This is a genomic window from Pseudomonas sp. 203-8, from assembly GCF_020708595.1.
GTDB lineage: Bacteria > Pseudomonadota > Gammaproteobacteria > Pseudomonadales > Pseudomonadaceae > Pseudomonas > Pseudomonas aeruginosa.
The window spans coordinates 506168-531496 of the sequence record NZ_JAJFDF010000002.1 but is presented as its reverse complement, the minus strand read 5'-3'; the positions used below and the strand labels follow the sequence as shown (position 1 = coordinate 531496).

21 protein-coding genes are annotated in these 25329 nt (G+C 68.2%); 14 read left to right on the top strand and 7 right to left on the bottom strand.

The annotated features are described in order from the left end of the window. Window positions 1-16 precede the first annotated feature (16 nt). From arnB to LJF27_RS05890, 8 genes are read left to right on the top strand one after another with little or no spacing between them, the layout of a single operon-like run. The gene (gene arnB, locus LJF27_RS05925; RefSeq protein ID WP_003117513.1) at window positions 17-1165 is read left to right on the top strand and encodes a UDP-4-amino-4-deoxy-L-arabinose aminotransferase; all 1149 of its coding nucleotides are present in this window, start codon (window positions 17-19) and stop codon (window positions 1163-1165) included. Beyond that, window positions 1162-2181, top strand: coding sequence for an undecaprenyl-phosphate 4-deoxy-4-formamido-L-arabinose transferase (gene arnC, locus LJF27_RS05920; protein WP_003112880.1), 1020 nt, complete (start codon window positions 1162-1164; stop codon window positions 2179-2181). Before arnB ends, arnC begins: the two co-directional genes overlap by 4 nt. Beyond that, entirely contained in the window at window positions 2178-4166 is a 1989-nt protein-coding gene (gene arnA / locus LJF27_RS05915) for a bifunctional UDP-4-amino-4-deoxy-L-arabinose formyltransferase/UDP-glucuronic acid oxidase ArnA (RefSeq protein WP_003119539.1), read from the top strand. The genes arnC and arnA overlap by 4 nt, the downstream gene beginning before the upstream one ends. Beyond that, a complete protein-coding gene (arnD, locus tag LJF27_RS05910; RefSeq protein ID WP_015502515.1) occupies window positions 4163-5050 on the top strand; it encodes a 4-deoxy-4-formamido-L-arabinose-phosphoundecaprenol deformylase in 888 nt (295 codons plus the stop codon). Before arnA ends, arnD begins: the two co-directional genes overlap by 4 nt. Then, window positions 5047-6696, top strand: a complete 1650-nt coding sequence (arnT, locus tag LJF27_RS05905; RefSeq protein WP_023117063.1) for a lipid IV(A) 4-amino-4-deoxy-L-arabinosyltransferase — start codon at window positions 5047-5049, stop codon at window positions 6694-6696. Before arnD ends, arnT begins: the two co-directional genes overlap by 4 nt. Further along, on the top strand, window positions 6693-7040 hold the full coding sequence (locus tag LJF27_RS05900; RefSeq protein ID WP_003112876.1) for an EamA family transporter: 348 nt from the start codon (window positions 6693-6695) through the stop codon (window positions 7038-7040). The genes arnT and LJF27_RS05900 overlap by 4 nt, the downstream gene beginning before the upstream one ends. Continuing rightward, on the top strand, window positions 7037-7450 hold the full coding sequence (arnF, locus tag LJF27_RS05895; protein WP_003124269.1) for a 4-amino-4-deoxy-L-arabinose-phosphoundecaprenol flippase subunit ArnF: 414 nt from the start codon (window positions 7037-7039) through the stop codon (window positions 7448-7450). The genes LJF27_RS05900 and arnF overlap by 4 nt, the downstream gene beginning before the upstream one ends. Then, complete coding sequence (locus LJF27_RS05890; protein ID WP_003117510.1) at window positions 7447-8841, top strand: UDP-glucose 6-dehydrogenase; 1395 nt, start codon at window positions 7447-7449, stop codon at window positions 8839-8841. The genes arnF and LJF27_RS05890 overlap by 4 nt, the downstream gene beginning before the upstream one ends. Window positions 8842-8993: 152 nt before the next feature. On the opposite strand, the gene LJF27_RS05885 is transcribed toward LJF27_RS05890, so the two are convergent. Genes LJF27_RS05885 through ptsP form a run of 3 tightly spaced genes read right to left on the bottom strand, consistent with a single transcriptional unit; the run spans window position 8994 to window position 14567 of the window. Then, window positions 8994-10751, bottom strand: coding sequence for a PTS fructose-like transporter subunit IIB (locus tag LJF27_RS05885; RefSeq protein ID WP_003107161.1), 1758 nt, complete (start codon window positions 10749-10751; stop codon window positions 8994-8996). Between the two features lies 1 nt (window position 10752). Further along, window positions 10753-11697 carry a 1-phosphofructokinase gene (pfkB, locus tag LJF27_RS05880; RefSeq protein ID WP_014602625.1) on the bottom strand — a complete coding sequence of 315 codons (945 nt, stop codon included), beginning with the start codon at window positions 11695-11697 and terminating at the stop codon, window positions 10753-10755. Further along, window positions 11697-14567, bottom strand: coding sequence for a phosphoenolpyruvate--protein phosphotransferase (ptsP, locus tag LJF27_RS05875; RefSeq protein WP_023117064.1), 2871 nt, complete (start codon window positions 14565-14567; stop codon window positions 11697-11699). The genes pfkB and ptsP overlap by 1 nt, the downstream gene beginning before the upstream one ends. Window positions 14568-14894: 327 nt before the next feature. Here ptsP and cra point away from each other — a divergent pair, with 327 nt between their 5' ends. From cra to LJF27_RS05855, 4 genes are all read left to right on the top strand, one after another. Further along, window positions 14895-15884: a catabolite repressor/activator gene (gene cra / locus LJF27_RS05870; protein ID WP_003104372.1), complete on the top strand. Its 990-nt coding sequence runs from the start codon at window positions 14895-14897 to the stop codon at window positions 15882-15884. 10 nt (window positions 15885-15894) lie between these two features. Beyond that, entirely contained in the window at window positions 15895-16674 is a 780-nt protein-coding gene (locus LJF27_RS05865) for a TatD family hydrolase (protein ID WP_003453587.1), read from the top strand. Between the two features lie 691 nt (window positions 16675-17365). Next, window positions 17366-19486 (top strand): S-type pyocin domain-containing protein, encoded by a 2121-nt coding sequence (locus LJF27_RS05860; RefSeq protein ID WP_023117065.1) that lies wholly within the window; start codon window positions 17366-17368, stop codon window positions 19484-19486. A gap of 2 nt (window positions 19487-19488) precedes the next feature. Continuing rightward, window positions 19489-19761 carry a bacteriocin immunity protein gene (locus LJF27_RS05855; protein WP_017002173.1) on the top strand — a complete coding sequence of 91 codons (273 nt, stop codon included), beginning with the start codon at window positions 19489-19491 and terminating at the stop codon, window positions 19759-19761. Here LJF27_RS05855 and LJF27_RS05850 read toward each other — a convergent pair. After that, window positions 19748-20056: a hypothetical protein gene (locus tag LJF27_RS05850; RefSeq protein WP_023083374.1), complete on the bottom strand. Its 309-nt coding sequence runs from the start codon at window positions 20054-20056 to the stop codon at window positions 19748-19750. The genes LJF27_RS05855 and LJF27_RS05850 overlap by 14 nt on opposite strands. Beyond that, complete coding sequence (locus LJF27_RS05845) at window positions 20041-20961, bottom strand: LysR family transcriptional regulator (RefSeq protein ID WP_003092132.1); 921 nt, start codon at window positions 20959-20961, stop codon at window positions 20041-20043. Before LJF27_RS05845 ends, LJF27_RS05850 begins: the two co-directional genes overlap by 16 nt. A 95-nt stretch (window positions 20962-21056) precedes the next feature. Between LJF27_RS05845 and LJF27_RS05840 the strand changes: the two genes are divergently transcribed. Further along, window positions 21057-21350: a putative quinol monooxygenase gene (locus LJF27_RS05840; protein ID WP_003104358.1), complete on the top strand. Its 294-nt coding sequence runs from the start codon at window positions 21057-21059 to the stop codon at window positions 21348-21350. 21 nt (window positions 21351-21371) lie between these two features. After that, complete coding sequence (locus tag LJF27_RS05835; protein WP_003104356.1) at window positions 21372-22385, top strand: zinc-binding alcohol dehydrogenase family protein; 1014 nt, start codon at window positions 21372-21374, stop codon at window positions 22383-22385. 57 nt (window positions 22386-22442) lie between these two features. Here LJF27_RS05835 and LJF27_RS05830 read toward each other — a convergent pair whose 3' ends face one another. Beyond that, complete coding sequence (locus LJF27_RS05830; protein WP_003092138.1) at window positions 22443-24329, bottom strand: propionyl-CoA synthetase; 1887 nt, start codon at window positions 24327-24329, stop codon at window positions 22443-22445. A gap of 101 nt (window positions 24330-24430) precedes the next feature. Beyond that, window positions 24431-25327: a 3-hydroxyisobutyrate dehydrogenase gene (mmsB, locus tag LJF27_RS05825; protein WP_009877528.1), complete on the bottom strand. Its 897-nt coding sequence runs from the start codon at window positions 25325-25327 to the stop codon at window positions 24431-24433. Window positions 25328-25329 lie beyond the last annotated feature (2 nt).

The following is a 25329-nucleotide window of genomic DNA, read 5'->3' as shown; positions in this document are numbered from 1 at the left end:
ACCGAGGCTTCATTACATGTCACTGGACTTTCTGCCATTCTCCCGGCCAAGCATCGGCGAGGACGAAATCGCTGCCGTGGAGCAGGTCCTGCGTTCCGGCTGGATCACCACCGGGCCGAAGAACCAGGAGCTCGAACAGCGCTTCGCCGAACGCCTCGGCTGCCGCCACGCGGTGGCGCTATCCTCGGCCACCGGCGCCCTGCACGTCACCCTGCTGGCGCTGGGCATCGGCCCCGGCGACGAAGTGATCACGCCGTCGCTGACCTGGGTCTCCACCGCCAACGTCATCACCCTGCTCGGCGCCACCCCGGTGTTCGTCGACGTCGACCGCGACACCCTGATGTGTTCGGCGCAGGCAGTGGAAGCCGCCATCGGCCCGCGCACCCGCGCCATCGTGCCGGTGCACTACGCCGGCTCCACCCTGGATCTCGAAGGCCTGCGCACGGTCGCCGGGCGCCACGGCATCGCCCTGGTCGAGGACGCCGCCCACGCGGTCGGCAGCGAATACCGCGGGCGCCCGGTAGGCTCCCGCGGCACGGCGATCTTTTCCTTCCACGCGATCAAGAACCTGACCTGCGCCGAAGGCGCGATGTTCGTCAGCGACGACAGTGCCCTCGCCGAACGGGTCCGCCGCCTCAAGTTCCACGGCCTCGGGGTCGATGCCTACGACCGCCTGAGCCATGGACGCAAGCCGCAGGCGGAAGTGATCGAGCCCGGTTTCAAATACAACCTGGCCGACCTCAACGCCGCCCTCGCGCTGGTCCAGCTCAAGCGCCTGGACGCGCTCAACGCGCGCCGCCAGGCCCTCGCCGAACGCTACCTGGAGCGCCTCGCCGGCCTGCCGCTGGCGCCGCTCGGCCTGCCCGCGCACAAGCAGCGCCACGCCTGGCACCTGTTCATCCTGCGCATCGACGCCGAGGCCTGCGGCCTGGGCCGCGACGCCTTCATGGAAGCCCTGAAGGTGCGCGGCATCGGTAGCGGCATCCATTTCATCGCCAGTCACCTGCACCACTATTACCGCCAGCGCCAGCCGCGCCTGAGCCTGCCCAACAGCGAGTGGAACTCGGCCCGCCTGTGCTCCATCCCGCTGTTCCCCGACATGCGCGACGACGACATCGAGCGCGTCGCCCGCGCCATCGAGGAGATCCTGGAGAAACGTCGATGAAGCCCTATCCGATCGACCTGGTCTCGGTGGTGATCCCGGTCTACAACGAGGAAGCCAGCCTGCCCGAACTGCTGCGCCGCACCGAGGCCGCCTGCCTGGAGCTGGGCCGCGCCTTCGAGATCGTGCTGGTCGACGACGGCAGCCGCGACCGCTCCGCGGAACTCTTGCAGGCCGCCGCCGAACGCGACGGCAGCGCCGTGGTGGCGGTGATCCTCAACCGCAACTACGGCCAGCACGCGGCGATCCTCGCCGGCTTCGAGCAGTCCCGTGGCGACCTGGTGATCACCCTCGATGCCGACCTGCAGAACCCGCCGGAGGAAATCCCGCGCCTGGTGGAGCGCGCCGCGCAGGGCTACGACGTGGTCGGCAGCATCCGCGCCGAGCGCCAGGACTCGGCCTGGCGGCGCTGGCCTTCGCGCCTGGTGAACCTGGCGGTGCAGCGCTCCACCGGGGTCGCCATGCACGACTACGGCTGCATGCTGCGCGCCTACCGGCGCAGCATCGTCGAAGCGATGCTGGCCTGCCGCGAACGCAGTACCTTCATCCCGATCCTGGCCAACGGCTTCGCCCGGCATACCTGCGAGATCCGCGTCGCCCACGCCGAGCGCGCCCACGGCGAATCGAAATACAGCGCGATGCGCCTGCTCAACCTGATGTTCGACCTGGTCACCTGCATGACCACCACGCCGCTGCGCCTGCTCAGCCTGGTCGGCGGCGGCATGGCCCTGGCCGGCTTCCTCTTCGCCCTGTTCCTCCTCGTGCTGCGCCTGGCCTTCGGCGCCGCCTGGGCCGGCAACGGCCTGTTCGTGCTGTTCGCCGTGCTGTTCATGTTCAGCGGCGTGCAGTTGCTCGGCATGGGCCTGCTCGGCGAGTACCTCGGGCGCATGTACAGCGACGTGCGCGCGCGGCCGCGCTTCTTCATCGAGCGCGTGGTCCGCGCCACGCCCTCCGCGCTTCCCTCGGCCCTGCAGCGGGCCGGTTTCACCTCTTCATCCAGCGAGCCTTCCACGCCATGACCTCGAAAGCCGTCGTCTTCGCCTACCACGACATCGGTTGCACCGGTATCGAAGCCCTGCTCAATGCCGGCTACGAGATCGCCGCCGTCTTCACCCATGCCGACGACCCACGGGAAAACACCTTCTACGCCTCGGTCGCACGCCTCTGCGCCGAGCGCGGCATTCCGCTGCACGCGCCCGAGGACGTGAACCATCCGCTGTGGCTGGAGCGCATCCGCCAACTGCGCCCGGACTTCCTGTTCTCCTTCTACTACCGCCGCCTGCTCGGCGCCGAGCTGCTCGCCTGCGCCGCACGCGGCGCCTACAACCTGCACGGTTCGCTGCTGCCGCGCTACCGCGGACGCGCCCCGGCGAACTGGGTGCTGGTCAACGGCGAAACGCAGACCGGGGTGACCCTGCATCGCATGATCGAGCGCGCCGACGCCGGGCCGATCCTCGCCCAGCAGGCCGTCGCCATCGACCCCGAGGACACCGCCCTGAGCCTGCACGGCAAGCTGCGCAAGGCCGCCGGTGCCCTGCTGCGCGACAGCCTGCCGCTGCTAGCCCTCGGCGTGCTGCCGGAAGTCGAGCAGGACGAGAGCCAGGCCAGCCACTTCGGCCGGCGCACCCCGGCGGACGGCCTGCTCGACTGGCACAGGCCGGCACGGCAGTTGTACGACCTGGTGCGCGCGGTGACCCAGCCCTACCCTGGCGCCTTCTGCCAGGTCGGCGAACAGAAGCTGATCGTCTGGAGCGCCGAGGTGGTCGCCGGCAACCACGGTCGCGAGCCGGGCAGCGTACTGTCCTGCGACCCGCTGCGGATCGCCTGCGGCGAGGACTCGCTGGTGCTGCGCTTCGGCCAGCGCGGCGAGCGCGGCCTGTACCTGGCCGGCACGCAACTGGCCACCGAGCTGGGCCTGGTCGAGGGCGCGCGCCTGCGTGGCGCGGCGTCCGGCCCGCAGCGCCGCACGCGGGTGCTGATCCTCGGGGTCAACGGCTTCATCGGCAACCACCTGTCCGAACGCCTGCTGCGCGACGGGCGCTACGAGGTCCACGGCATGGACATCGGCTCCGACGCCATCGAACGGCTCAAGGCCGACCCGCATTTCCACTTCGTCGAAGGCGACATCGGCATCCATTCGGAGTGGCTCGAATACCATGTGAAGAAATGCGACGTGATCCTGCCGCTGGTGGCCATCGCCACGCCCATCGAGTACACGCGCAACCCGCTGCGGGTGTTCGAACTGGACTTCGAGGAAAACCTGCGGATCGTCCGCTACTGCGTGAAATACGGCAAACGCGTGGTGTTCCCTTCCACCTCCGAGGTCTACGGCATGTGCCAGGACCCGGACTTCGACGAAGACCGCTCGAACCTGGTGGTCGGGCCGATCAACAAGCAGCGCTGGATCTACTCGGTGTCCAAGCAGTTGCTCGACCGGGTGATCTGGGCCTACGGCCAGCAGGGCCTGCGCTTCACCCTGTTCCGTCCGTTCAACTGGATGGGCCCGCGCCTGGACCGCCTGGATTCGGCGCGGATCGGCAGCTCGCGGGCGATCACCCAGCTCATCCTGCACCTGGTCGAAGGCACGCCGATCCGCCTGGTCGACGGCGGCGCGCAGAAGCGCTGCTTCACCGACGTCGACGACGGCATCGAGGCCCTCGCGCGGATCATCGACAACCGCGACGGCCGCTGCGACGGGCAGATCGTCAACATCGGCAACCCGGACAACGAGGCGAGCATCCGCCAGCTCGGCGAGGAACTGCTGCGCCAGTTCGAGGCCCACCCGCTGCGCGCGCAGTTCCCGCCCTTCGCCGGCTTCCGCGAGGTGGAGAGCCGCAGCTTCTACGGCGACGGCTACCAGGACGTGGCCCACCGCAAGCCGAGCATCGACAACGCCCGGCGCCTGCTCGACTGGCAGCCCACCATCGAACTGCGCGAGACCATCGGCAAGACCCTCGACTTCTTCCTCCACGAAGCGCTCCGCGAGCGCGAGGCACAGGCGTGATCCAGGCCGGCCTGCGCATCGACGTCGACACCTTCCGCGGCACCCGCGACGGGGTGCCGCGGCTGCTCGAGCTGCTCGACGAAGCCGGGCTGAAGGCGACCTTCTTCTTCAGCGTCGGCCCGGACAACATGGGCCGCCACCTCTGGCGCCTGGCGCGCCCGGCGTTCTTCTGGAAGATGCTCCGCTCGCGCGCCGCCAGCCTGTATGGCTGGGACATCCTGCTGGCCGGCACCGCCTGGCCGGGCAAGCCGATCGGCCGCGAACTCGGCCCGCTGATGCGGCGGACCCAGGCCGCCGGCCACGAGGTCGGCCTGCACGCCTGGGACCACCATGCCTGGCAGACCCACGCCGGCGTCTGGAGCGTGCAGCAGCTCGGCGAGCAGATCCGCCGCGGCAGCGATTGCCTGGCGGACATCCTCGGCCAGCCGGTGCGTTGTTCCGCCGCCGCCGGCTGGCGCGCCGACGGCCGGGTGGTCGAGGCCAAGCAGCCCTTCGGCTTCCGCTACAACAGCGACTGCCGCGGACGCGGCGCGTTCCGCCCGCGCCTGGCCGACGGCAGCCCCGGCATCCCGCAGGTGCCGGTGAACCTGCCGACCTTCGACGAGGTGGTCGGTCCCGGCCTGCCGCGCGAGGCCTACAACGACTTCATCCTGGAACGCTTCGCCGCTGGCCGCGACAACGTCTACACCATCCACGCCGAGGTCGAGGGGCTGCTTCTCGCCCCGGCGTTCCGCGAACTGCTGCGGCGCGCCGAACGGCGTGGCATCCGCTTCCGACCGTTGGGCGAACTGCTGCCGGACGATCCGCGCAACCTGCCGCTGGCCGAACTGGTGCGCGGCCGCCTGGCCGGCCGCGAGGGCTGGCTGGGAGTGCGCCAGCCATGAGCCGCCGCCAGACCTGGTCGCTGCTGCTGATCGCCTTCGGCCTGTTCTACCTGGTTCCACTGAGCAACCATGGCCTGTGGATTCCCGACGAGACCCGCTACGCGCAGATCAGCCAGGCGATGCTGCTGGGCGGCGACTGGGTGTCGCCGCACTTCCTCGGCCTGCGCTACTTCGAGAAGCCGGTCGCCGGCTACTGGATGATCGCCCTCGGCCAGGCGGTCTTCGGCGAAAACCTGTTCGGCGTGCGCATCGCCTCGGTCGTCGCCACCGCCCTCAGCGTCCTGCTCGCCTACCTGCTGGCCCGCCGCCTGTGGCGCGACCCGCGCACCAGCCTGGCGTGCGCGCTGCTCTACGCCAGCTTCGGCTTGATCGCCGGGCAGTCCGGCTATGCCAACCTCGACCCGCAATTCACCTTCTGGGTCAACCTGAGCCTGGTGGCGCTGTGGCATGCCCTCGACGCGGGGAGCCGCCGCGCGCGCCTGCTTGGCTGGACCCTGCTCGGCCTCGCCTGCGGCATGGGCTTCCTGACCAAGGGCTTCCTCGCCTGGCTGCTGCCGGTGCTGGTCGCCCTGCCCTACATGCTCTGGCAGCGGCGCTGGCGCGAGCTGCTTGGCTACGGCGCGCTGGCGGTGCTGGCGGCGCTGCTCGTCTGCCTGCCCTGGGCGCTCGCCGTGCATGCGCGGGAAGCGGACTACTGGCGGTTCTTCTTCTGGCACGAACACATCCGCCGCTTCGCCGGCGAAGACGCCCAGCACTCTCGCCCGTGGTGGTTCTACCTGCCGTTGCTGGCGGTCTCCTGCCTGCCCTGGAGCGGCCTGCTGCCGAGCGCGCTGCGCCAGGCCTGGCACGAGCGGCGCCAAGCGCCGGTGGTCTTCCTGGCGCTATGGCTGCTGTTGCCGCTGGCGTTCTTCAGCCTGAGCCGGGGCAAGCTGCCGACCTACATCATGCCCTGCCTGCTGCCGCTGGCACTGCTCATGGGCCACGCCCTGGTGCAGCGGCTGCGCCTGGGGAACAGCGTCGCGCTGCGCGGCAACGGGCTGCTCAACCTGGGCCTGGCACTCCTCGCGCTGGCGGCCCTGGCCTACCTGCAACTGCGCAAGCCGGTGTACCAGGAAGAACCCTTCGAGCTGTTCCTGGTCCTGCTGGTGATCGGCGCCTGGGCCGCCGCCGGCCTCGCCCAGTGGCGCTACCCGCTACGCGCCTGGGCCGCGCCGCTGCTGGCGAGCTGGGTGCTGATCGCGCTGCTGCCGGCAGCGATGCCCAATCATGTGGTGCAGAACAAGACCCCCGACCTGTTCGTCGCCGAACACCTCGACGAACTGACCGGCGCCCACCATCTGCTGAGCAACGACCTCGGCGCCGCCTCGGCCCTCGCCTGGCGCCTGCGTCGTAGCGACGTGACGCTCTACGACACGCGCGGCGAGCTGAAGTACGGCCTCTCCTACCCCGAGCACAGCCAGCGCAGCGTGCCCTTGGCAGACATCCGCCAGTGGCTCTGGCAGGCACGCCAGGACGGCTCGGTTGCCGTGCTGCTGCGGATCAACAGCGCCAGCGACCGCTACCAGCTGGCGCTGTTGCCGGGCGACGGCGAACGCTACCGGAACGGCAACCTGGTCCTGGCGATCCTGCCGCAGGTGCGCCCATGAGCGCCGCACTGCTGCTCGCCACCCTGCTCATGACCGGCCTCGGCCAGGTTGCGCAGAAGCTCACCGTGGAGCACTGGCGCCTGGTCGCCGCCGACGGCTGGACGGCGCGCCTGCGCAGTCCGTGGCCGTGGCTGGCGCTGCTCGCCCTCGGGCTCGGCCTGCTCTGCTGGCTGCTGCTCCTGCAACGGGTGGAAGTCGGCAGCGCCTATCCGATGCTGGCGCTGAACTTCGTCCTGGTCACCCTGGCGGCACGCTTCGTCTTCGATGAGCCGGTGGATCGCCGCCACCTCGCCGGCCTGTTGCTGATCGTCGCCGGCGTGGCCCTGCTCGGGAGGAGCGCATGAACGCGCTACGCGGCTGGCTGGCGGCGCTGGGCAGCATGCTGCTGGCCAGCGCCGCCCAGCTCGGCATGCGCTGGGGCATGAGCCGCCTGCCGCTACCGGAAGCCTGGGCCGGGCAAACGCCGGAGCGCGCCGCGCTGCTCGCGGTAGCCCTGGCGGTGGCGGCCTACGCCGCCTCCCTGCTGTGCTGGCTGGCCGCCCTGCGCCACCTGCCGCTGGGCCGCGCCTACAGCCTGTTGAGCGCCAGCTACGCGCTGGTCTACCTGCTGGCGGCGAGCCTGCCGGCGTTCGATGAAACCTTCAGTACCAGCAAGACCCTGGGCGTAGGCCTGGTGGTGCTCGGCGTGTTGACCGTCAACGCCCGCCGCACCGCTGCCGCGCCCGCGCATCATCCGTCGAGGAAAGCACCATGAAGATCAGCGTATTCGGCAGTGGCTATGTAGGACTGGTGCAGGCCGCCGTCCTCGCCGAAGTGGGCCACGATGTACTGTGCATGGACATCGACCGGAACAAGGTCGAACGCCTCGCGCAGGGCCTCGCCAGCATCTACGAACCCGGGCTCGACGCCTTGCTGCGCGAAGGCCTGGACAGCGGCCGCCTGCGTTTCAGCAGCGATGCGCGCCTGGCCGTGGAGCACGGCCGGGTGCAGTTCATCGCGGTCGGCACCCCGCCTGGCGAGGACGGCGCGGCCGATCTCGGCGCGGTCTTCGCGGTGGCCGATGCCATCGCCGAGCATCGCCGCAAGCCCGTCATCGTGGTGGAGAAATCGACCGTCCCGGTAGGCACCGGCGACCGCCTGCGCGCGCACATCGAGCGGCGCCTGGAAGCCGACGGACGCGAGCTGGAATTCGAGATCGTCTCCAACCCGGAATTCCTCAAGGAAGGCTCCGCCGTCGCCGACTGCCGGCGCCCGGACCGCATCGTGGTCGGCTGCGACAACGAAGAGGTGCGCCAGGTGATGCGCGAACTCTACGAACCGTTCAACCGCAACCACGACCGCATGCTGTTCATGGGCCTGCGCAGCGCCGAACTGACCAAGTACGCGGCGAACGGCATGCTGGCGACCAAGATCAGCTTCATCAACCAGATCGCCGAACTGGCCGAACACCTCGGCGCCGACATCGAGGCGGTGCGCCAGGGCATCGGCGCCGACCCGCGGATCGGCTACCACTTCATCTACCCCGGCTGCGGCTACGGCGGCTCCTGCTTCCCCAAGGACATGCGCGCGCTGATCCACAGCGCCGAGCAGGCGCATTGCTCCAGCGACCTATTGCAGGCGGTGGAAGCGATCAACCGGCGGCAGAAGCACAAGCTGTTCGAACGCATCCGGGTGTTCTACGACGGCGACCTGCGCGGCAAGACCTTCGCCCTCTGGGGCCTGGCCTTCAAGCCGAATACCGACGACATGCGCGACGCGCCCAGCCGCGAACTGATGGAAGCGCTCTGGCGCCACGGCGCGCAGGTGCGCGCCTACGATCCCGAAGCCATGCAGGAAACCCAGCGGCTCTATGGCCACGACGAACGCCTGAGCCTGATGGGCACCCCCGAGGCGACCCTGGGAGGCGCCGATGCGCTGGTCATCTGCACCGAGTGGCAGCAATTCAAGGCACCGGATTTCGAGCTGCTCAAGGAGCGCCTGAAGGCCCCGGTGATCTTCGACGGGCGCAACCTCTACGACCCCGAGCGCATGGCCCGCCACGGCTTCCACTACTACCCGATGGGACGCGGGCAGTCCTGCTCGTTGCCGATCAACGAGGCCAGCCTCGCACAGGAAGATGGCGTGCGCCTGTTGCGCCAGGCCTGAGGCCGCCCCAGGTCGGATCGACCGCTGGGGCGAATAACCGCTGCGGTTATCCGCTGGTTCGCCGGAGTATCGGCGGATAACGCCTGCGGCGTTATTCGCCCTACCCCCTGCCACGTCGCTCAGGTGGCGTAGGGCGCATGACCGCCTCGCGGCTATCCGCCAGCCGCCGGTTCCCGCGAGGACGAGGTCCCCAGCGCCAGCCCCGGCTCGGCGCCGCGCTTGAGCACGGCGTAGAGCAGCCCGGTAAGCAGGCTGCCGGCGACGATCGCCAGCAGGTACGCCAGGGCGTGGTTGATCGCGTTGGGCACCAGCATCACGAACAACCCGCCGTGAGGCGCCTGCAACTTGCAGCCGAAATACATCGACAGGGCGCCGGTCAGCGCGCCGCCGGCGATGCTCGCCGGGATCACCCGCAACGGGTCCTTGGCGGCGAACGGGATCGCGCCTTCGGAGATGAAGCACAGCCCCAGCACCGAGGCGGCCTTGCCGGCCTGCCGCTCGCTCTCGGCGAACTTGCGCCGCGCCAGCAGGGTCGCCAGGCCCATGCCGATCGGCGGCACCATGCCCGCCGCCATCACCGCCGCCATCGGCGCGTAGCTGTGCGACGAGAGCAGGCCGACGGAAAAGGCGTAGGCGGCCTTGTTGACCGGTCCGCCGAGGTCGACGCACATCATCCCGCCGAGCAGCAGGCCGAGGAGGATGGCATTGGAGGTGCCCATGCCGTCAAGGAACCCGGTCAGTGCCGCGAGCATCCCGGCCACCGGCTTGCCGACCACGTAGAGCATCAGCAGGCCGGTGACCAGGCTGGCCAGCAACGGGATGACCAGGATCGGCTTCAGCGCTTCCAGGCTCGCCGGCAGCCTCAGCCCGTGGCTGATGGCCCGCGCCGCATAGCCGGCGATGAAGCCGGCGACTATCCCGCCGATGAACCCGGCGCCGAGGGTCCCGGCGAGCAGGCCGCCGAGCATGCCCGGCGCCAGGCCCGGGCGGTCGGCGATGGAATAGGCGATGTAGCCGGCGAGCATCGGCACCATCAGGACGAAAGCCGTGTCGCCGACCGTCCTCAGCACCGCCGCCAGGCTGCCCGGCTGCTTGTAGGCATCGATGCCGAAGGCCAGCGACAGGGCGATCAGCAGGCCGCCCGCGACCACCATCGGCAACATGAACGACACCCCGGTCAGCAGGTGCTTGTACACCCCGCGCTTCTCGTCCCTGGCGACCACCGCGCTGGCTGCGCCCGCGCTCTCGACCTGCCCTTCCGCCAGCGCCCGCTCGAGCGTCGCGCGGGCCTGCTTGAGGGCCACGCCGGTGCCGCAACGGTAGATCTTCTTGCCGGCGAAACGGGCCGTGTCCACGTCGATGTCGGCGGCCAGCAGGACCACGTCGGCGGCGGCGATGTCCGCCGGGTCGAGCGGGTTGCGCGCGCCGACCGAGCCCTGGGTCTCGACCTGCAACGCGAAGCCCAGTTGCCCCGCCGCGAGCTGCAACGCCTCAGCGGCCATGAAGGTGTGCGCCACGCCGGTCGGACAGGCGGTCACCGCGACGATCCGCGGTGCCGCTCCGGCCTCCGGCGCAACCAGGCCGGCCTCGTCCCCGGCGACCTCCACGCTCGCCAGGGCGGCGGCCCGCTGGAGGAAGGCGCGCGGATCGGCCAGCGCCTCGGCGGGACGCGCGCGATACACCGGCTTGCCGACGAAACGCGCCGCCGCCAGCGGCTCGACGCCGACCAGCAGGACCCAGTCGGCTTCGGCGATCTGTTCGGCGCTCAGTTCGCCCTCGGGCCTCGACCCGGCATTCGCCTCGACGCAGGTTTCCCAGCCCAGGCGCTCGGCGGCGCCCCGCAGCAGGCGCGCGGCGAGCACGCTGGTGACCTGTCCGCCAGGGCAGGCGGTGACGATCGCTAGTTTCATCTCAGGCCTCCTCGACCAATGGCTGCACCACGACGCCCGCTTCGATCCGCGCCAGACGCTGCGGATCGCCGATGCCGAACTCGAACTGGGTCACCGCCAGGCTGGCAATGGCGGTGGCCTGACGCAGCACCCGCTCGGCCGGCCAGCCGCTGGCCAGCCCGTGCAGCATGCCGGCCAGCAGGGAATCGCCGGCGCCCACCGTGCTGGCCACTTCCACCGCCGGCGGCCGCGCCTGCCAGGCACCCTCGGCGGCGAACCAGTTGACCCCCGCGGCGCCCTGGGAAATCACCACCTGGCCTACCCCGTCATGGCGCAGACGTTCGGCCGCCTGGCGCTGTGCGACCAGGTCATCCATCGGCGCCGAGCAGAGATCGGCCAGTTCCTCGAGGTTCGGCTTGATCATCCACGGCGCAGCCTTCACACCTTCGCGCAGGGCCGCGCCACTGCTGTCGAAGGCGACCTTCAGGCCGAGGCGCCGCAAGCGCCGCAGCAGTTCGCCCAGCCATTCCGGCTCGACCCCGCGCGGCAGGCTGCCGGCGACCACCGCCAGCTCGTGCTCCCCGGCAAGCCGGTCGAGGCGTTCGAGCAACGCCGCCTGGGCTCGCTCGTCGGCCTCCGGGCCCGGCCCGTTGAGGTCGCTGACGCGCCCGCCGCGCTCGGCCAGCTTGATGTTGCTGCGGGTTTCGCCCGGCACCCGGACGAACGCATCGGCGAAGCCACGACGCTGGAACATGGCGGTGAACGGCGGCTGGTTGTCTTCGCCGAGGAAGCCGCTGACCGTCAACCGATGGCCGAGGTCGGCAAGCACCTGGGCGACGTTCAGACCCTTGCCGGCGGCCTGGGTCAGCACCGCCTCGCTGCGGTTAACCGCCCCCAGTTCCAGCTGGCGCAGGCGCACGGTGAGGTCCAGCGCAGGGTTCAGGGTAATCGTCAGGATCCGCGCCATTACTGCACCTCCGCTTCCACCAGGGCCCGGACCTCGGCGGCGCTCGCCAGGCCCAGGGCTTTGCGGGCCAGGCCGCGCGCAGCGACCAGCTGCAGTTCGCGCACGCCGGCCTTGACCAGGGCGATGCTGCGCGCCGAGACGCTCAGCTCGTCCACTCCCAGGCCGACCAGCAGCGGCAACGCCAGCGGGTCGGCCGCCAGTTCGCCGCAGACGCCGACCCACTTGCCCTCGGCGTGGGCGGCGCGGACGGTCATGTCGATCAGTTGCAGCACCGCCGGATGCAGGCCGTCGGCCTGGGCCGAAAGACTCGGGTGGCCGCGATCGATAGCCAGGGTGTACTGGGTCAGATCGTTGGTGCCGACGCTGAAGAAATCCACCTCGCGGGCCAGCACCGGCGCGAGCAACGCCGCCGAGGGCACCTCGACCATGATCCCCAGTTGCAGGTCGGCCAGCGGGATTTCCTCGCGCAGGCGCAGCGCCAGGTCACGCGCCTGGCGCCATTCGTCGAGGCTGCCGACCATCGGGAACATCACCCGCAGCGGCCGCTCCCCGGCGGCGCGGAACAGCGCGCGCAACTGGGTCTCGAGGATCTGCGGTCGCTGCAGGGTCAGGCGGATACCGCGCAGGCCCAGATAGGGATTCTCTTCGTGGGGAATCGGCCAGTACGGCAGCGGCTTGTCCCCGCCGACATCCAGGGTCCGCGCCACCAGCGGACGTCCGTCGAGGGCGTCGAGCACCCGACGGTATTCCGCTTCCTGGGTCGCCAGGTCCGGCGCGCGGGCGTTGTTCATGAAGACGAACTCGGTGCGCAGCAGGCCAACGCCCTCGGCGCCCAGCTCCACCGCGCGCGCGGCGCCGGCGGTGTCGCCAAGGTTGGCGCAGACTTCCACCGCGTGGCCGTCGCGGGTCCGCGCAGGCTCCAGACGCTGCGCGTCGGCGCGGGCCTGGCGCTGCTGGCGGGCGTCGCGCTCGGCGGCGGCCTGCTGCAACTGTTCGGTGCTCGGCGCCACCTGCAGCCAGCCGTGCTCGCCATCCAGCAGCAGCGCCGTGCCCGGCTCCAGGCCGAGCACCGCCGCGCCGGCGCCGACCAATGCCGGAATGCCGAGGGCGCGGGCGATGATCGCGCTGTGCGAAGTGGCGCCGCCGCGCGCCGTGAGGATGCCGGCGACCCGCTGGGCGTCGAGGCGGGCGACATCGGAGGGGCCGACCTCGTCCATCACCAGGATGTACGGCTGCTCCGGCTCGCGCGGCGCCTCCACCCCGCAGAGCCTGGCCAGCACCCGCCGGCCGAGGTCGCGGAGGTCGGCGGCGCGCTCGGCGAGCAGCGCGTCGTGCAGCGCCTCCTGTTGCGCCGCGCTGTCTTCCACCACCCGACTCCAGGCCGCTTCGGCGCTTTCGCCGCGATTCAGGCGCAGTTGCACCTGCTCGGCCAGTTCCGGATCGTCGAGCATCTCCCGGTGGGTGACGAAAATCTCGCGGATCGCCTTCACCGTGCTGCGTTCGACCAGGCCGACGATCTCCTCGTCCACCGCCCGCTTGGCCCGCAGCAGGCGCTCGCGTTCATGGGCCGGCGACTCGCCGCGCGGCTGGAACTCGAAGCGCTGCGCCACCTGGACATGCGCCGGACCACTGGCGATGCCCGGCGACGCGGCGATTGCCTGCAGGCGCTCGCCGGCGCGCAGCGGCGCCGGCCGGGCATCCTCTTCCGCCTCGCCGACGGCATCGGGCAAGGCCTCCTCCGCCAGCGCTTCGAGCTCCTCGCCGAGCCCCTCGCGCACCGCGGCCAGCAAGGCTGGCAGCGCGTCCTCGGCGATCGCCGGCTCGGCGCTGAACTCCAGCGTCTGGCCGCGTCGCGCGCCGAGGGCGAGCAGCTTGCTCAGGCTCTTCGCCGAGACGGGGGCCGCCTCACTGTCGGCCAGGCGTACCCGGATCTCGCCGGCGAAACCCTTGGCCAGCTGCGCCAGCGCCTGCGCCGGGCGGGCATGCAGGCCATGCGGGTTGGCCAGGACCGCTCGCGCGCTGGGCCAGTCCGGCGGCAGCTCGCCACCGAGCGCCGCGAGTACGCTGCGGCTGCTGGTGGCGCGCACCAGCTCGGCGCCACGCCCTTCCAGCAACAGGTCGCACAGGCGTTCGAGCAGCGCCTGGTGCGCTTCGCCCAGGCTGGCCAGGCAGAACAGCCCGGTGACCGGTTGCCCCTGGTGCTGCAACGGTTGCGCCGGAGTGACGAAGGCCAGCCCGGGGCGCTTCACCAATTGTTCGCTGTGCAACCAGCACAGCCCGTCGCCCAGCGGCAACGGTTCGGTCTGCTGGAGCACGGCGGCGAAGCCGTTCTCCACGCAGCCGGCCTTCTTCAACAGGCGCGCGCCGAGCCAGGCCAGTTCGTCGAGGTCCTCGGCGTTCTGGCCGAGGCCGACCAGTTGTGCGTCCAGCGCCAGTTCCTGCGGCGCGCCCTGCAACAGGCCGAGGACTTCCTCGGCGCTGGCGGCCGCGCTCAGCGCCGGTCCCAGGTCGGCCTCGCCGAGGGCGCGGGTGAGCAATTGCAGGAGCTGCAGGTGTTCGTCGGACTTCGCCGCGATGCCGATGGCCAGGTAGACCTGCTGGCCATCGCCCCAGTCCACTCCCTCGGGGAATTGCAGCAGGCGCACACCGGTGCTGAAGACCAGCTCGCGGGTATCCGGGGTCCCATGGGGTATGGCGATGCCCTGGCCGAGGTAGGTGGAGCCTTGTGCCTCGCGCGCCTTCAGGCCCTCGGCATAGCCGGGCGCGGCCAGGCCGTCGGCGACCAGCGCCGCGCCGAGCAGGCGCAGGGCTTCGGCCTTGTCCGCGGCGCGCTGGCCCATGCGGATCTGCCGGGTATCGAGTTCGAGCATGGAAACCTCCTCAGGAGCGAACGGCTCCCCGTCTCACGTCCGGATCGTCCCGCCGCGCCGAGGCGCGGGCGCGGGATGTGCCGGCGGTAGCGGAAAGCGGCTCGCGGGAGCCTTCCGTACAGCCTGGGGCGGTGATCCGCTTGTTGTCATTGACCTGCCATAGCGTAGGCGGCGCCGCGTTCGGGCTGCGCGAGGCAGCCTGGGGCAGGGGGCGCCGGCTTCGCCGGAATCTTTTGCTGAATCGATTCACTTAATTAAATTGGCACGTTACCCGATAATGATTGATCCTTGAAGCCCAACTTGTCGTCGCCTCCAGTAGAGATCGGTTTGAAACTCAGTGATATCGCCCGCCTGGCCGGGGTCTCGGTGACCACCGCCAGCTACGTCATCAATGGCAAGGCCGCCCAGCGGCGCATCAGCGCCGCCACCGTCGAGCGCGTGCTTGCCGTGGTCGAGGAACACGGCTACCAGCCGGACCAGCAGGCCGCCGGCCTGCGCCGCGGGCAGACCCGCACCCTCGGCTTCATCCTCCCGGACCTGGAAAACCCCAGCTACGCCCGCCTCGCCAAGCAACTCGAACAAGGCGCCCGGGCGCGCGGCTACCAGTTGCTGATCGCCTGCTCCGACGACGAGCCGGAGACCGAGCGCCAGGTGGTCAACCTGTTCCGCGCGCGCCGCTGCGACGCGCTGATCGTCGCCAGTTGCCTGCCGGCCGGGGATGATACCCATGCCCGGCTGGTCGCCGAAGGCCTGCCGGTGGTGGCCATCGACCGCCAGCTCGACCCGCAGCGCTTCGCCTCGGTGATCAGCGACGACCAGGACGCCGCGCGCCGCCTCACCGAAACCCTGTTGCAACCGGCGCCGCGCCATATCGCCCTGCTCGGCGCGCGGGCGGACCTGATCATCAGCCACGACCGCGCCGCCGGCTTCCGCCAGGCGCTGAAGGACTTCCGCGGCGAGGTCATCGTCGAGCATGCCGAGGTGTTCAGCCGCGAGTGCGGACGCCGCCTGATGGAGCAATTGCTCGAGCGCCTGGGCTACCTGCCCGACGCCCTGGTGACCACTGCCTATGTACTCCTCGAAGGCGTCTTCGATGTGTTCCAGGCGCGCGCCGACGGTTGGCCCGAAGGCTTGCGGGTGGCGACCTTCGGCGACACCCAGTTGCTCGACTTCGTGCCGCTGAAGGTCAACTCGATCTACCAGCAGCACGCGCTAATCGCCGCCAACGCCCTCGAACTGGCGCTCCGCGCGGTCGAGGAGAACGACTACCGGCCGGGCCTGCACGCCGTCCCCCGGCAACTCAAGCTGCGCGACTGAGCCGGCCGCCATGCGCCTGGTCGACACCCACAACCACCTCGACTTCCCGGACTTCGACGCCGACCGCGCCGCGCTGCTGCAACGCAGCCGCGCGCTGGGGGTCGAGCGCCAGGTGGTGCTCGGCGTCTACCGCGAGAACTGGCAACGGGTCTGGGACCTGGCGCAGGCCGAGGATGGCCTGTACGCGGCGCTCGGCCTGCACCCCGTCTACCTGGCGCGGCACCGCCCGCAGCACCTGGACGACCTGCGCCAGTGGCTGCAACGCCTGCGCGGCGAGACGAAGCTCTGCGCGGTCGGCGAGATCGGCCTGGACTACTACCTGGAACACCTCGACCGCGACGCCCAGCAGGCGCTGTTCGAGGCCCAACTGCGGCTGGCCGCGGAATTCCGCCTGCCGGCGCTGATCCACGTGCGCCGCGCCCACGCGGCGACCATCGCCACCCTCAAGCGCATCCGCCTGGAGCGCCGTGGCATCATCCATGCCTTCGCCGGCAGCCGCGAGGAAGCCCGCGAGTACCTCAAGCTCGGCTTCCGCCTCGGCCTCGGCGGCGCGCCGACCTGGCCGCAGGCCAACCGCCTGCGCAAGGTGGCGGCGGAGCTGCCGGCCGACGCCATCGTGCTGGAAACCGATGCGCCGGACATGGCGCCATCGATGCACCCCGGCCAGCGCAACAGTCCGGAGCACCTGCCGGACATCTGCCGCGCCCTCGCCAAGCTGCGCGGGGTCGACGCCGAGGAACTGGCGGCGAGCAGCAGCCGCAACGCCGCCGAGCTGTTCGGCTGGGACTGATCAAGCGTCGCGCAGAAGTTAAACATCCCAGTTGCGCCCTTACCATTGCGGCAGCGCCAGGGCCTCGCGCAGGCGCTCGTGGGGGACGATAGCTAGCAAGGACAAAATCGTACGCTAAGCGTGCAGCCTGCCAGTGAGGCCCTAGAGGTAGCAGGTGAGGCGTCAGAAAATGCATGGATAAACCCTAACCTGACATTGCCCAGCCGCTCTGACGCCCAGTTAGGGCGTGGCCCAATTTGACATCGCGAGAACTTAGGATGCGGCAGCGCCAAGCTAACTCGGTAACGATGAAAGCGAATACACGGCTACTGCGACAGCAAGAGGAGATATTGTAGTTTGTTGTCGTGCATCGCTCGTGCATCACCGTTTATTGAGGGTCGCTATCTTCAATGTTCCGCAGCAAACCTGAAGAATCCCATTTGCCTACTAGACAGGCAGTGAAAGCAGGTTTTCTTTTATGGGTTTCTTAAGGGAAATATCATGAGCGACGTTTTTGACCTTGGAAGCATGACCACAGTAGCAACCGCTACTGGTCAGTACTTTCTACACACCTCCGCCACCTACCCCTATTCCATACCTTACCTATATCGCCCGTCCCGGCATCAATAAATTTGATCTTCCTGAAGGGGCGAAAATCAAGGATCTGATTAAGCGCTATCAGTATATTGGTTCGCAAATCCCGGCAGCAATCATGATTCGTGGTGTGCAGGAAGAGATCAAAAAATCCACGAACACTGCCTTGGCCAATGTGGGGGCAATTGTCGATGGCGAACTGGCGTATCTTGCTAGCCAGAAAAAGGAAAAATTAAATCCTGCCGAGGCGACACCCTTGCAGATGGCCTCTGCTGAAAAGGCCGCGGCGGTGGAACTGCTTGCGTCCAAACAGAAGGAACTGGCTGACGCACGAACCATTGCAAATGCATTCTTTGGCTATGACCCTCTCACGGTCAATTATGTTAATGTAATGAATGAAATCTACGGCCGCCGCGAAGATAAAGATTTCAGTTTCGACAACTGGTCGAAGTCTTATTCAGCCGCACAAAAGATCCGCTTGATCGAAGCGGAAATCAGCGTCCTCAATAGCCGCTCCTCCGCCCTGGATGGCAAGGTCGCCGAACTGACCCGGCTTCAGCGGCTGGAGGACGCACAGCACGCCGCAGAGGCCGCCCGGCAGACGGAAGCGGAGCGCTTAGCGCAAGAGCAACGTCAAGCTGAAGCCCGACGGCAGGCCGAAGAGGCTCGTCGCCAGGCCGAGGCTCAGCGACAAGCCGAACTGCAACGCTTGGCCGAAGCAGAGGCCAAGCGAGTCGCAGAGGCGGAGAAAAAGCGTCAAGACGAAATCAATGCGCGGCTTCAGGCCATTGTCGTATCGGAAAGTGAGGCCAAGCGCATCGAGGAAATCTACAAGCGTCTGGAAGAACAGGACAAAATCAGCAACCCCACCGTCACTACCCCTCCCGCAGTCGATGCCGGCTCTCGGGTCGATGACGCACTCGCCCATACCGGAACCCGTGTGACCTCTGGAGGAGAAACTGGAGCAACGGGTGGCTCCGGTCGGGATGTTGATACGGGTACTGGACAAGGAGGCATCACGGCGCGCCCGGTCGATGTCGGCAGTGTTTCAATCCCTGACCGGCGTGACCCGAAAATTCCCGACCAGCCAAGGAGGGATCTTGGCTCGTTGGTTCCTACTTTTCCCGACTTCCCGACGTTCCCTAGCTTTCCGGGCGTCGGTGTACCAGCAGCGGCTAAACCTCTGATTCCAGCAGGTGGCGGTGCTGCGAGCGTTTCCAGGACTCTCAAAACCGCAGTGGATTTGCTTTCGGTGGCCCGCAAGACCCCTGGTGCAATGTTGGGTCAGGTAGCCGCTGTCGTCGCCACTATGGCGGTCAGTTCCTTCTGGCCGAAACTGAACAATGGTGAACGGCAGGCCTCCTTTGCCATTCCGGTTGCGGAACTGTCTCCGCCACTGGCGGTTGACTGGCAAGCCATTGCCGCCGCCAAAGGAACGGTGGACCTGCCTTACCGGCTGAAAACCCTCAATGTCGATGGGTCGATTCAAATCATCGCCGTACCGACCGAGCCGGGTAGTGCGGCGGTCCCCGTCAGGGCGCTGACTCTGGACTCCGCCTCGGGGACCTACAAATACACGACTACCGGCCCTGGCGGCGGCACCATCCTAGTCACCCCGGATACTCCACCTGGCCAGATCGATCCGTCGTCTTCGACACCCGCAGTGCCCCGTGGCCCGCTGATCATGCCCGGCACACTGCTGATTCCGAAGGAACCGCAGATCGAGTCCTATCCAGAACTCGACCAACGGGAGTTCAACGACGGCATCTACGTCTACCCGGAAGACAGCGGTATTCCGCCACTCTATATTGTTTATCGAGATCCGCGAGATGAGCCGGGCGTTGCTACCGGTAATGGCCAGCCGGTCACTGGGAACTGGCTGGCCGGCGCCTCGCAAGGTGACGGAGTGCCGATTCCGAGCCAAATCGCCGATCAGTTACGCGGTAAGGAATTCAAGAGTTGGCGAGACTTTCGGGAGCAGTTTTGGATGGCCGTTAGCAAAGACCCATCAGCTCTCGAAAACCTCTCCCCCAGTAATAGGTACTTTGTCAGTCAGGGCCTTGCTCCTTATGCTGTGCCAGAGGAGCATCTGGGTAGCAAAGAAAAGTTTGAGATTCACCATGTAGTCCCTCTGGAAAGCGGCGGTGCTCTTTACAATATAGACAATCTTGTTATCGTCACTCCGAAACGCCACAGCGAAATTCATAAAGAACTGAAACTTAAACGTAAGGAGAAATAATAATGGATATTAAAAATAACCTTTCCGATTATACTGAAAGCGAGTTCCTGGAGATCATTGAAGAGTTCTTCAAGAACAAATCAGGACTAAAGGGTAGTGAGCTAGAGAAGAGAATGGATAAACTGGTCAAGCACTTCGAGGAAGTTACTTCTCACCCACGAAAGAGTGGGGTAATTTTCCATCCGAAACCTGGCTTTGAAACGCCCGAAGGCATAGTGAAAGAAGTCAAAGAGTGGCGTGCCGCCAACGGCCTCCCTGGCTTCAAGGCTGGCTAATTAGCCACCAACAAGCCCCGTTCCGGCGGGGCTTGTTTTTTGAGAGACTTTCCTTATTTTTCTGGACGCTACTCACTCTAGCCCTGACAAGTCCATTTAATTGGCTTGCAGAGTTTTCGGCGGTTTCGGCTTGCGCCCCAGGCTGAGTCATTGAAGAGCATATTCTCAGGCTCACAGAAACCTTAGCGTAGGATTTTTCCGAATTCTGCGGTTTCCCCTCGTGCAACCGCGCGGCGCTGTCCACGTCCGCCAGCTCGATGGCCAGGCTCGCCGCCCGGTTCAGTTCCTCGTCCATGGAGCCTCCGCCAGCAATGCGTCGCAACGCTCGCGCACGAACGCGCGCAAGAGGGTCACCGGGCGGGTCAACTGGGCGCGGTGGGTACACAAGAGGTTCATCGGCGTCGCTTCGCCCTGCCACTCCGGCAGCAGCAGGCGCAGGCGCCCGGCGCGCACGTCCTCGGCCACGTCCAGCCAGGACTTGTAGACCAGCCCCTTGCCGGCCAGGGCCCAGCGCCGCACCACGTCGGCGTCGTCGCAGACCCGGTCGCCGGCGACCGTCAGGGTCAGGCTGCGGCGGCCCCGCTGGAAAGCCCAGCGGTCGTGTACCCGGCCGCCGAGTTGGTAGAGCAGGCAATTGTGCTCGCGCAGGTCGTCCGGCTGGCGCGGCTCGCCGCGCTCCGCCAGGTAGCCCGGCGCGGCGCAGAGCACTCGCCGGTTGTCCGGCGCCAGCGGCAGGGCGACCAGGCTGGAGTCGGCCGGTGCGCCGTAGCGGATCGCCACGTCCACCGGTTGCCGGTAGAGATCGGTCACCCGGTCGCCGAGCAGCAGGCGCAGGCTCAGTTGCGGATAGCGCGCCTGGAACTCGTCGAGCCATGGCAGCAGCAGGTTGCGGCCGAAGTCGGAGGGCGCGGAAAGCTGCAGTACCCCGGCGATCTGGTCCTTGCCGCCCTGCAGCAACCGGCGCCCCTCCTCCAGGCTGCGCAACGAGGCGCGGGCATGCAGGAGGAACGCGTCGCCCTCGGGAGTCAGGCGCAGGCTGCGGGTGGAGCGGGCGAACAGGCGTACCTCCAGCTCGCTTTCCAGGCGCTTCAGCGCCGCGCTGGCCACCGCCGGGGAAATCTCCAACTGGCGCGCGGCGGCGGACAACGAGCCGCTGTCGCTGGTGTGGACGAACACCTGGAGGTCGTCGTAACGCAGCATTTTCAAGATTCCTTTGAAAGAGTCTTCCCTGATAGCCTGTTTTTCAGCGATTTGAAATAGCCCATCCTGACTCCGCCCCATCGAAGGAACCCACCATGAGCACACCCCTCACCCTGATCGCCACCATCACCGCCGCCCCCGGCCACGCCGAGGCCCTGGAACGCGAATTGCGCGCCCTGGTCGCCCCGTCGCGCGCCGAGGCTGGTTGCCTGCAGTACGACCTGCACCAGGACCGCCACGACTCCCACCTGTTCTACATGATCGAGCAGTGGCGCGACGACGCCGCCCTGGAGCGGCACCAGAACACCGAACACTTCCTGCGCTTCAGCCGCGGCAACGAAGCCCTGCTGCAGAACGTGAAGATCGACCAACTCTATCGCCTCGCCTGAGGCCCGTTTCCCGGAGTTCCCATGAAAGCTGTCGGTTACTACCAATCCCTGCCCATCGACCATCCCGACGCCCTGCTCGACCTCGAACTGCCCGAGCCCACGCCGGGCCCGCGCGACCTGCTGGTGGAGGTCCGCGCCATCTCGGTCAACCCGGTGGATACCAAGGTCCGCCAGCGCGCCCAGCCGGAAGCCGGCCAGGCCAAGGTGCTGGGCTGGGACGCGGCGGGCGTGGTGCGCGCGGTCGGCAGCGAGGTCAGCCTGTTCCGTCCTGGCGATCGGGTCTGGTACGCCGGGGACATCACCCGCCCCGGTAGCAACAGCGAGCTGCATCGGGTCGACGAGCGCATTGCCGGGCACCTGCCGAAAAGCCTCGACTTCGCCCAGGCCGCGGCCCTGCCGCTGACCACCATCACTGCCTGGGAACTGCTCTTCGAGCGCTTGCAGATCGCCGAAGGCAAGGCCGACCAGGGCCAGAGCCTGCTGGTGGTCGGTGCCGCCGGCGGGGTCGGTTCGATCCTGGTCCAACTGGCCCGGCAACTGACCGGCCTGAACGTGATCGGCACCGCTTCGCGCGCAGAGACCCAGGCCTGGGTCCGCGACCTCGGCGCGCACCATGTGATCGACCACGGCAAGCCGCTGGCCGAAGAGCTGAAGCGGATCGGTGTCGCCGAGGTCAGCCACGTCGCCAGCCTGACCCACACCGACCAGCACCTCGAACAGATCGTCGCCGCGCTGCGCCCGCAAGGCCGCCTGGCGCTGATCGACGACCCGGCGTCGCTGGACATCGGCAAGCTGAAGCAGAAGAGCCTGTCGCTGCACTGGGAGTTCATGTACACCCGCTCGATGTTCCAGACCGACGACATGATCGAGCAGCACCGGCTGCTGGAGCGGGTCGCCGGGCTGATCGACGAAGGCGTGTTGAAGACCACCGTCGGCGAGCATTTCGGCCGCATCGACGCGGCCAACCTGCGCCGCGCCCACGCGCTGCTGGAGAGCGGCCGGGCCAAGGGCAAGATCGTTCTCGAAGGGTTCTGAACGGCAGGACCACGGGGCGCGGCGTTTTCCACCCTACCGCCGTGCCCCTGGCTTTTGCTATCCCGCCTTGCGCACCCTCAGCGCAGCCTCGATCTCGCCAAGGATCGTCGGGTCGTCGATGGTCGATGGCGCCGCGTAGTCCTCGCCATCGGCGATCTTGCGCAGCACCGCGCGGAGGATCTTCCCGGAGCGGGTCTTCGGCAGCCGCTTGACCACCACCACCCGCTGGAAGCAGGCCAGCGCGCCGATCTGTTCGCGGACCAGCGCCACCAGCTCGCGCTGCAGTTGCTCGGCGGCGATCCCGGCATCGTCCTTGAGCACCACCAGGCCCAGCGGCACGTGGCCCTTGAGTTCGTCCCGCACGCCGATCACCGCGCACTCGGCAACCGCCTGGTGCTGCGCCACGCGTTCCTCCATCTCGCCGGTGGAGAGGCGATGCCCGGAAACGTTTATCACGTCGTCGGTGCGCCCCATGATGTAGACGAAGCCGTCCTCGTCGAGATAACCGCCGTCGCCGGTGTGGTAGTAGCCGGGATAGTTGCCCAGGTAGGCCTGGAGGTAGCGCGGGTGGTCGCCCCAGAGGGTCTGCGCGCAGCCCGGCGGCAACGGCAGGGCGATGACGATCGCGCCCTGGCGGTTCGCTCCCAGCGGCCGGCCTTCGTCGTCCAGCACCTGCACGTGGTAGCCGGGCACCGCGCGGTTGGTCGAACCGGCCCGCAGGTCGTGGCCGGCGATCCCGATGCAGGGCGCGGTCACCGGCCAGCCGGTCTCGGTCTGCCACCAATGGTCGTGGACCGGCCGCCCGGTGTGCTCCTCCAGCCAGTGCTGGGTGCTGCTGTCGAGCTTCTCGCCGGCCAGGAACAGGTGGCGCAGCGAACTTAGGTCGTAGCGCTTGACCCGTTCGCCATGCGGGTCTTCCTTGCGGATCGCGCGGATCGCCGTCGGCGCGCAGAACAGGCTGTTCACCCTGTGCTCTTCGATCACCCGCCAGTAGGCGCCGGCGTCCGGCGTACGCACCGGCTTGCCTTCGTAGAACACCGTGGTACAGCCGCACATCAGCGGGCCGTAGACGATCAGCGAGTGGCCGACCACCCAGCCGACGTCGGAGATCCCCCACCAGACGTCGCCGGCCTGCATGCCGTAGATAGTGCGGACCGCGTAGCGCACCGCCACCGCGTGGCCACCGTTGTCGCGGACGATGCCCTTGGGCTTACCGGTGGTGCCCGAGGTGTACATGATGTACAGCGGATCACCGCTGGCCACCGGCAGCGGATCGGCCGGCTCGGCGGCGGCGAGGCAGTCCTGCCAGTCCAGGTCGCGGCCCGGGTGCAGGCGCGCGAGCGCCTGCGGGCGTTGCCAGACCATGACGTGGGCAGGCTGGTGGATCGCCAATTCGAGGGCCTTGTCCACCAGCGGCTTGTATTCGATCACCCGATCGAACTCCAGCCCGCAGGAAGCGGTGAGCACCAGCTTCGGCGTGGCGTCGTCGATGCGCAGGGCCAGCTCGTAGGGAGCGAAGCCACCGAACACCACCGAATGCACCGCGCCCAGGCGCGCGCAGGCGAGCATCGCCATGGCCGCCTGCGGCACCATCGGCATGTAGATGATCACCCGGTCGCCCTTGCCGACCCCGAGGGCCCGCAGGGCGCCGGCCAGGCGCGCCACTTCGTCGCGCAGCCGCAGGTAGCTGTAGCGGTCCTGGGTGCCGGTCACCGGCGAGTCGTAGATCAGTGCGGTCTGTTCGCCGCGCCCCTCCTCGATCTGCCGGTCGAGGGCCAGGTAGGCGCTGTTCAGGCGGCCATCGGCGAACCAGCGATGGGTGCCGTCGGGCAGGCTTTCGAGGATATTCGCGGGCGCCTGGTACCAGGCCAGGGAACGGGCCTGTTCGGCCCAGAACGCGGCCGGCTCGGCGATCGAGCGGGCGTGCTGCTGCAGGTACGTCATGTTCCAGCCCTCTGATTGTTCTTATTAGGGATGAAGCAGTGAGTGAGCCTTGGAGTATGGGCGGGCGCCGGGCACCCGCCATCAACCTTTGGTCGTAGGGGTCAGTCCTTGCCGCGGTAGAGCTTCTGGATGCTGGAGAAGTCCAGCCCGTCGTGCTCGGCATCGGCCTGGGCGTGCAGGCTGAACAGGTTGCGCGCCAGCGCGCCGAGTGGCGTCGAGGCCTGCACCGCCTGGGCGTTGGCCAGCGCCAGGCCGAGGTCCTTGTTCATCAGGCGCACCTGGAAACCGCCGGCATAGCCGTTGCTGGCCGGCGCCTGCGGCATCACCCCGGGCCAGGGGTTGTAGAGGTTCAGCGCCCAGTTGCCGCCGGAACTCTGCTTCATCACCTCGGACAGCACCGCCGGATCGAGGCCGTTCTTCACCCCCAGCGCCAGGGCCTCGGCGGTGCCGGCCATGAGGATGCCGAGGAGCATGTTGTTGCAGATCTTCGCCACCTGACCGGCGCCGTGATCGCCGGCGTGGAAGATGTTCCGGCCCATGTTCTCGAGGATCGGCCGGGCCCGCGCGAAGCCTTCGGCGGGGCCGCCGACGATGAAGCTCAGGGTGCCGGCGCGGGCGCCGCCGACGCCGCCGGAAACCGGCGCGTCGAGCAGGGTCAGGCCCTTCGCCGCGGCGGCCTCGGCGACCTTGCGCGCGGTCTCCGGGGCGATGGTCGAGCAGTCGATCAGCAGGGGCTTGCCGGCGACCCGCGCGAGCAGGCCGTCGTCGCCGAGATACAGGCTTTCCACGTGCTGCCCGGCCGGCAGCATGCTGATCACCACTTCGGCGCCTTCGCAGCACTGCAAGGCGCTATCGGCGCCCTGCGCGCCCTGCTCGACCAGGCTCAGCACGGCCTTGGGCTGCAAGTCGAAGACATTCACCCGGTGGCCGGCCTTGAGCAGGTTGGCGGCCATCGGCCCACCCATGTTGCCCAGGCCGAGGAATGCGATGTCGGTCATCG

Coding starts and splice junctions, on each gene's coding strand:
- arnF (WP_003124269.1), top strand. CDS start 7,037: ATGAACGCGCTACGCGGCTGGCTGGCGGCGCTGGGCAGCATGCTGCTG.
- ptsP (WP_023117064.1), bottom strand. CDS start 14,567: ATGCTCGAACTCGATACCCGGCAGATCCGCATGGGCCAGCGCGCCGCG.
- LJF27_RS05850 (WP_023083374.1), bottom strand. CDS start 20,056: ATGGACGAGGAACTGAACCGGGCGGCGAGCCTGGCCATCGAGCTGGCG.
- LJF27_RS05845 (WP_003092132.1), bottom strand. CDS start 20,961: ATGCTGCGTTACGACGACCTCCAGGTGTTCGTCCACACCAGCGACAGC.
- arnA (WP_003119539.1), top strand. CDS start 2,178: ATGACCTCGAAAGCCGTCGTCTTCGCCTACCACGACATCGGTTGCACC.
- arnC (WP_003112880.1), top strand. CDS start 1,162: ATGAAGCCCTATCCGATCGACCTGGTCTCGGTGGTGATCCCGGTCTAC.
- LJF27_RS05840 (WP_003104358.1), top strand. CDS start 21,057: ATGAGCACACCCCTCACCCTGATCGCCACCATCACCGCCGCCCCCGGC.
- LJF27_RS05830 (WP_003092138.1), bottom strand. CDS start 24,329: ATGACGTACCTGCAGCAGCACGCCCGCTCGATCGCCGAGCCGGCCGCG.
- LJF27_RS05890 (WP_003117510.1), top strand. CDS start 7,447: ATGAAGATCAGCGTATTCGGCAGTGGCTATGTAGGACTGGTGCAGGCC.
- LJF27_RS05855 (WP_017002173.1), top strand. CDS start 19,489: ATGGATATTAAAAATAACCTTTCCGATTATACTGAAAGCGAGTTCCTG.
- LJF27_RS05885 (WP_003107161.1), bottom strand. CDS start 10,751: ATGAAACTAGCGATCGTCACCGCCTGCCCTGGCGGACAGGTCACCAGC.
- LJF27_RS05860 (WP_023117065.1), top strand. CDS start 17,366: ATGATTCGTGGTGTGCAGGAAGAGATCAAAAAATCCACGAACACTGCC.
- arnB (WP_003117513.1), top strand. CDS start 17: ATGTCACTGGACTTTCTGCCATTCTCCCGGCCAAGCATCGGCGAGGAC.
- mmsB (WP_009877528.1), bottom strand. CDS start 25,327: ATGACCGACATCGCATTCCTCGGCCTGGGCAACATGGGTGGGCCGATG.
- LJF27_RS05900 (WP_003112876.1), top strand. CDS start 6,693: ATGAGCGCCGCACTGCTGCTCGCCACCCTGCTCATGACCGGCCTCGGC.
- pfkB (WP_014602625.1), bottom strand. CDS start 11,697: ATGGCGCGGATCCTGACGATTACCCTGAACCCTGCGCTGGACCTCACC.
- arnT (WP_023117063.1), top strand. CDS start 5,047: ATGAGCCGCCGCCAGACCTGGTCGCTGCTGCTGATCGCCTTCGGCCTG.
- LJF27_RS05835 (WP_003104356.1), top strand. CDS start 21,372: ATGAAAGCTGTCGGTTACTACCAATCCCTGCCCATCGACCATCCCGAC.
- LJF27_RS05865 (WP_003453587.1), top strand. CDS start 15,895: ATGCGCCTGGTCGACACCCACAACCACCTCGACTTCCCGGACTTCGAC.